1 protein-coding gene is annotated in these 1,772 nt (G+C 63.7%); it reads left to right on the top strand.

What is annotated here, in order from left to right; all coding sequences use genetic code 11:
- Window positions 1–651: 651 nt before the first annotated feature.
- Window positions 652–1,772: group II intron reverse transcriptase/maturase (gene ltrA / locus AB1460_RS37265; RefSeq protein WP_368967249.1), on the top strand; the 1,121-nt coding region annotated here is incomplete at its 3' end.

A 1,772-nucleotide genomic window follows, 5' to 3' on the forward strand; every position in this document is an offset into this window, starting at 1 on the left:
TGGTTCGAGTGGAGGTGAGAGACCTTCGCCGCTGATCCCGTCGCAGCGGGGCGGTGGAGCTGAGGGCAGCCTGATCCGGGTGGTGCCGGGGAGGGTGGGAGCAGCCCTGACAAAGCCGGGACGTGCCAGCACTGCCAGATGGTACGGGTTCGGCGAGCGGGATGGAGAGGAGTACGCGAGGAACCGGCGTGTGACACCCCCTTTATGCGACACTGGCTCGAAATCTGGTGGATCTGGGCCAGGAGCGGTGCGTACCCGCCGCAGTTGTGCGGACGGGGAACTTCCGAGGCGGTGGGCATGAGCTGCCAGGAAGGCTGCGAGGAAAGACTGCGGCGTACTCGCAGCGAGGCCGCAGGGGCATAGTCGGGCTCCTACTCTGTCGAGCGAATCACTGTGAACACGGGAACCGTTCCGGGTCTTGCCCTGCCGCTCGTGGCCAACGGGATGGGTGGGGCTGGGCGCATCGACCGCCGATCGGCCGGGGACGGGGCGGAGCCGCCGTAGTACTCCGAGCTGGGGAAAGCCCACGCACATGGGGAAGGGCGGCAGCGGAATCGAGAAGGACTGGATGCTGTAATGCCGGAAGATGCGTCGCTGAATGGCGATGCTCCGAGTTCAAGACCTGCGGGGTCGTGGGCGAGGGTATCGGAGATGCAGGCCAAGCTTCACCGTTGGGCGGTGGCCGATCCAGGCCGCCGGTTCGATGACTTGTTCAACTTCGTGTACGACCCGGCTACGCTGATCGTGGCGTTCGATCGGGTCGCGGGTAACCGGGGCGCCAGTACCCCCGGCGTTGATGGCGTGACGGTCACCAGCGTCGAGGAACAGGTCGGGGTCCCCGGGTTCCTGGACGACCTGCGGGCCTCCGTGAAGGGTGGCTCGTTCCGGCCGCTACCGGTGCGGGAACGCAAGATCCCCAAATCGGGTGGGTCAGGGAAGATCCGCAAGCTAGGAATTCCAGCTATTGCGGACCGGGTCGTTCAAGCGGCGCTGAAGCTGGTGCTGGATCCTATCTTCGAGGCCGACTTCGAGCCGGTCTCCTACGGGTTCCGACCCAGACGGCGGCCACACGACGCGATCGCCGAGATTCACCATTTCGGCACCCGAGGCTATCGGTGGGTGCTGGACGCGGACATCGAGGCGGCCTTCGACAACCTCTCGCACTCCTTCGCTATGGATCGGGTACGGAGGCGAGTCAAGGACAAGCGTGTGCTGGCTTTGCTGAAGGCGTTCCTCAAGGCCGGGGTGCTCACCGAACACGGCGAGCACCGCGAGACTCTCACCGGCACACAACAGGGCGGCATTCTGTCTCCGTTGATCTTTAACATTGCTCTGTCCGCGCTTGATGAGCACGTGATGGAGCCGTGGAAGCCTGGCGGGTCGATGTCCACTCCTGGGAAGCGATACTACCGTCGCTCCAAGGGAGCACCGACGTGGCGGATCACTCGCTACGCCGACGACTTTGTGATCTTGGTGCATGGTTCGCGTGAGGACACTGAAGCGTTACACGAAGACGTCGCCCACGTGTTGGCCCCGATGGGGTTACGGCTGTCACCAGTCAAAACACAGGTGGTCCACATGAGCGACGGGTTCTGCTTCCTCGGCTTCCGCATCCGGTGGAAACGCAAGAGGGGCACGAACAAGTGGTACGTCTACACCTTCATCTCCGAGCAAGCGGTCCGGTCGGTGAAGGCGAAGATCCGTGCCCTGACACACAAGACATCGCAGTGGAACCTTGCATCGATCCTGACCCGGATGGGCCAGATAATGCG

The organism is Parafrankia sp. FMc2 (genome assembly GCF_041008525.1).
GTDB lineage: Bacteria > Actinomycetota > Actinomycetes > Frankiales > Frankiaceae > Parafrankia.